Below are 4050 nucleotides of genomic sequence, written 5' to 3'. Positions count from 1 at the left end.
ATGGCAAACTGGAAGGCGCCAACCTGCTCGATTGGCCGATCACGCTGGCCGAGATGGAGCCCTACTACGCCAAGGCCGAGGCCAAGATGGGCGTCACCGGCACCAATGACTGGCCGCGGCTGCCGGGCAACAACAATTTCAAGGTGTTGAAGGCCGGCGCCGACAAGCTCGGCTACAAGGAATGCCACACCGGCAACATGGCCATCAACTCGGTCGATCGCGACGATCGTAATTCCTGCCAGCAAACCGGCTTCTGCTTCCAGGGCTGTAAATGGGGCGCCAAATGGTCGACGCTCTACACCGAGATCCCCAAGGGCGAGGCGACAGGCCATCTCGAAGTCAGGCCGAATGCCATGGCGATCAAGATCAACCACGACGCCAGCGGAAAGGTGACCGGCGTCGTCTACGCCGACAAGGACGGCAAACTGCAGGAGCAGAAGGCGCGCATCGTCGCGGTTGCCGGCAACTCGATCGAGAGCCCAAGGCTGCTGCTCAATTCGGCGTCGGGAAAATTCCCCGATGGGCTTGCCAACTCGTCGGGCCAGGTCGGCAAGAACTACATGCGCCACACCACCGGCTCGGTCTATGCCATCTTCGACAGGCCGGTGCATATGTATCGCGGCACCACCATGGCCGGCATCATCCGCGACGAGGCGCGGCATGATCCGTCGCGTGGGTTCGTGGGCGGCTACGAGTTCGAGACGCTGTCGCTCGGCCTGCCGTTCATGGCCGCATTCCTCGATCCGGGCGCCTGGGGGCGCTCGTTCACCACCGCACTCGATCACTACGACCACATGGCCGGCCTGTGGATCGTCGGTGAGGACATGCCGCGCGCGGAGAACCGCATCACGCTGCATGCAGACGAGAAGGACGCGCACGGCATGCCGATCGCCGACGTGCATTTCGACGACCATCCGAACGACACGGCGATGCGTAACCACGCCTACAAACAGGCTACGGCACTTTACGATGCGGTCGGCGCCACCCGTACCTTCCCGACGCCACCCTATCCGTCGACTCACAATCTCGGCACCAACCGGATGAGCGAGAAAGCGGAAGACGGCGTCGTCAACAAGCACGGCCAGGCGCACGACATCAAGAACCTGTTCGTGTCGGACGGCAGCCAGTTCACCACCGGGGCCGCCGAAAACCCGACCCTGACGATCGTGTCGCTGGCGATCCGCCAGGCCGACTACATCGCCGCGCAGATGTCGGCAAAGACGATCTAGTCACATCCTCCCGACGGGCTGCTGGCGCGGAACCCGCAAGGTTCCGCGCCTTTTTCTTGCCGCCTTATTGCTTGGTGCAGGTCGATGCGGTGAAGGCGCCGTCGGGTTGCTTCATGATGATGTCGAAGGAGGGCACGGTTTCGCCGTCAAGCGTCGCCTGGGTCAGCGACAGCGAGTTGCCGCCGGCGGTGTAGCCGCCCAGTGGTCCCAGCCAGGAAATCACGCCGTTCGCATCCATTTGGTAGTTGTACCCTTGCTGAGCGGGGCCGAAGCCGCCGAGGCTGGTGTAGACAGGGCCGCTGTAGACGTTCCCCTTGATGGTGATGTCGCCGAGGCTGAGGAACATGCCAAGCAGGTACACTTCGCAATGATAGGTGCCGTCAGGCATCTTGCCATCGCTGAAATCGGCTCGCGCGGCTCCGGTTGCTGCGGCCAGAAGCAGTATGCCGATGAAAAAGCGTGAAATCCCTGAAATCATGACGTCGCTCGTTTGAAGAGCGAGCTTGCCCTATTTTTGCACCGCGCCGCAACATCGGTCGCCCAAGGCGCCGCTATTCAGATCAAAATCTAGGCAGTCTGGGAGAATGAGCGAAAATTAGGCAAAAACTGTGTAAGCTGCGCAAATTTCCCTCAATCGATTTCTGGCCGGCTCTCTTTGTTTTGGAAGCCCCTATATTCCAAGCCGCTGATATCTATGAACTATTTGCACCCTTTCAGGATCGCTGGAGCGGTTGGCATGGGGGTTGCATTGTAGTGTTGCGGTGCAATCAACTAGCTTGGGAGTCCGTAATATGAGGGGTAATTTCTCGACAATAACAAAAATGTTTTCGGCTGGTGCGGTCGCCGCCGGCCTGTTGATGTCGGCTCCGGCCAAGGCCGCCGACGACACGATCAAGGTCGGCATTCTCCATTCGCTCTCGGGGACCATGGCGATTTCGGAGACGACACTGAAGGACGCCATGCTGATGCTCATCGACGAGCAGAACGCCAAGGGCGGCCTGCTCGGCAAGAAGCTCGAGGCGGTCGTCGTCGATCCGGCTTCCAACTGGCCGCTGTTTGCCGAAAAGGCGCGCGAACTGATCTCCAAGGACAAGGTTGCGGCGGTGTTCGGCTGCTGGACCTCGGTGTCGCGCAAATCGGTGCTGCCGGTGTTCTCCGAACTCGACAACATCCTGTTCTATCCGGTCCAGTATGAGGGCGAGGAGAGCGAGCGCAACGTGTTCTACACGGGGGCGGCGCCGAACCAGCAGGCGATCCCGGCGGTCGACTATCTGATGAGCGAGGACGGCGGTTCGGTTAAGCGCTGGGTGCTGGAAGGCACCGACTACGTCTATCCGCGCACCACCAACAAGATTCTCGAGGCCTATCTGAAGGCCAAGGGCGTGGCGGCTGAAGACATCATGGTCAATTACACGCCGTTCGGCTTCTCCGACTGGCAGACCGAGGTTTCGGCGATCAAGAAGTTCGGTTCGGCCGGCAAGAAGACCGCCGTCGTCTCGACCGTCAACGGCGACGCCAACGTGCCGTTCTACAAGGAACTCGGCAACCAGGGCATCAAGGCCGAGGACATTCCGGTCATGGCCTTCTCGGTCGGCGAGGAAGAGCTTGCAGGTCTCGACACCGCGCCGCTGGTCGGCCATCTCGCCGCCTGGAACTATTTCGAGAGCATCGATACGCCCGAGAACAAGAAGTTCATCGCCGACTGGCACAAGTTCATCAAGAACGACAAGCGCACCACCAACGACCCGATGGAGGCCCATTATATCGGCTTCAACATGTGGGTGAAGGCGGTCGAGAAGGCCGGCACCACCGATCCGGACAAGGTCATCGACGCCATGATCGGCGTGTCGGTGCCGAACCTGACCGGCGGCTATTCGACGATGATGCCGAACCACCACATCACCAAGCCGGTGCTGATCGGCGAAATCCAGGCCGACGGCCAGTTCGAGACCGTGTCGCGCACGCCGGGCCTGGTGATGGGCGACGAATGGTCCGACTATCTGCCTGATTCCAAGGACCTGATCTCGGATTGGCGCGCGCCTCTGTCCTGCGGCAACTTTAATGTTGCCACCGGCAAGTGCGGCGGCAAGGGCACGAACTGATCCCTCCCAGGGCTGACCCAGTCAGACCGCGCGCGTCCGGACGGCTTCCTCCGCCGTCCGGACGCCCACTTCAACCTTCAGGGGTTACCAGAAACCGATGACCTTAATCCGCACGGGTTTGATGCTGTTGTTCCTGCTGGCGACACTGTCGTCATCGGGCGCTGGCGAAACCGATCTGCGCGGCATCATCGCCAAATTCGCCACGGCCAAGGGCTTTTCCGAGATCGGAGCCGTCGTCCACGAACTGGCAGCCGCTGGCGACCCGGCGGTGGAGCGGCCGCTTGCGGCACTTGCCGACGGCAACCTCTATGTCCGCAAGGCCGATTCCCTGGTGTTTGTCGGCAAGGAAGCGGGCGAGAGCGTCCAGCTTTCCGACCCGTTGAGCGGGGAGGCATCGGGTGAGGCGGCCAAGGACGGCATCACCAAGATCAAGGTCAACAACACGCTGCGTCGCGTCATCCGCGATGCGTTGGGCACGCTGACGCTCGGCGCCAAGGATCCGGCTGTTCGCATCGCCGCCGCCGACACCATGTTCAAGACACCTGACGCCGCAAATATCGCCCCCCTCGATACGGCGATCGCCGGTGAGGCCGTGGCCAGCGTCAAGGCTCTGCTCGAACAGGCCCGTGCCGCGTCAGTTCTTGTCTCGGATCGGCCCGAAGCCGACAAGCTCGCCGCCATCGCGCTTATCGGGGCACGGGGCGATCGCGATGCTGTTT

At 61.6% G+C, this 4050-nt stretch carries 3 protein-coding genes and 1 pseudogene; 3 read left to right on the top strand and 1 reads right to left on the bottom strand.

Going from position 1 to position 4050, the window contains the following annotated elements; translation table 11 throughout:
* On the top strand, positions 1 to 1229 hold a 1229-nt coding region (locus tag EN914_RS26980; protein WP_164778936.1), incomplete at its 5' end, for a GMC family oxidoreductase.
* A 64-nt stretch (positions 1230 to 1293) separates the two neighbouring features.
* On the opposite strand, the gene EN914_RS26975 is transcribed toward EN914_RS26980, so the two are convergent.
* Positions 1294 to 1707 (bottom strand): hypothetical protein, encoded by a 414-nt coding sequence (locus tag EN914_RS26975; RefSeq protein ID WP_024503521.1) that lies wholly within the window; start codon positions 1705 to 1707, stop codon positions 1294 to 1296.
* Between the two features lie 313 nt (positions 1708 to 2020).
* Here EN914_RS26975 and urtA point away from each other — a divergent pair, with 313 nt between their 5' ends.
* A complete protein-coding gene (gene urtA, locus EN914_RS26970) occupies positions 2021 to 3331 on the top strand; it encodes an urea ABC transporter substrate-binding protein (RefSeq protein ID WP_013531849.1) in 1311 nt (436 codons plus the stop codon).
* Positions 3332 to 3428: 97 nt separating this feature from the next.
* A pseudogene (locus EN914_RS26965) lies at positions 3429 to 4050 on the top strand (urea ABC transporter permease subunit UrtB); the annotation flags it as partial.

Origin of the sequence: Mesorhizobium sp. M7A.F.Ca.CA.001.08.2.1, assembly GCF_003998455.1 — a bacterium.
Classification (GTDB): domain Bacteria; phylum Pseudomonadota; class Alphaproteobacteria; order Rhizobiales; family Rhizobiaceae; genus Mesorhizobium; species Mesorhizobium ciceri.
This window is presented reverse-complemented; position numbering and strand designations above follow the sequence as displayed.

What these genes read in the sequence shown, in the direction of transcription:
- EN914_RS26975 (WP_024503521.1), bottom strand. Translation starts at nt 1,707, where the DNA reads ATGATTTCAGGGATTTCACGCTTTTTCATCGGCATACTGCTTCTGGCC.
- urtA (WP_013531849.1), top strand. Translation starts at nt 2,021, where the DNA reads ATGAGGGGTAATTTCTCGACAATAACAAAAATGTTTTCGGCTGGTGCG.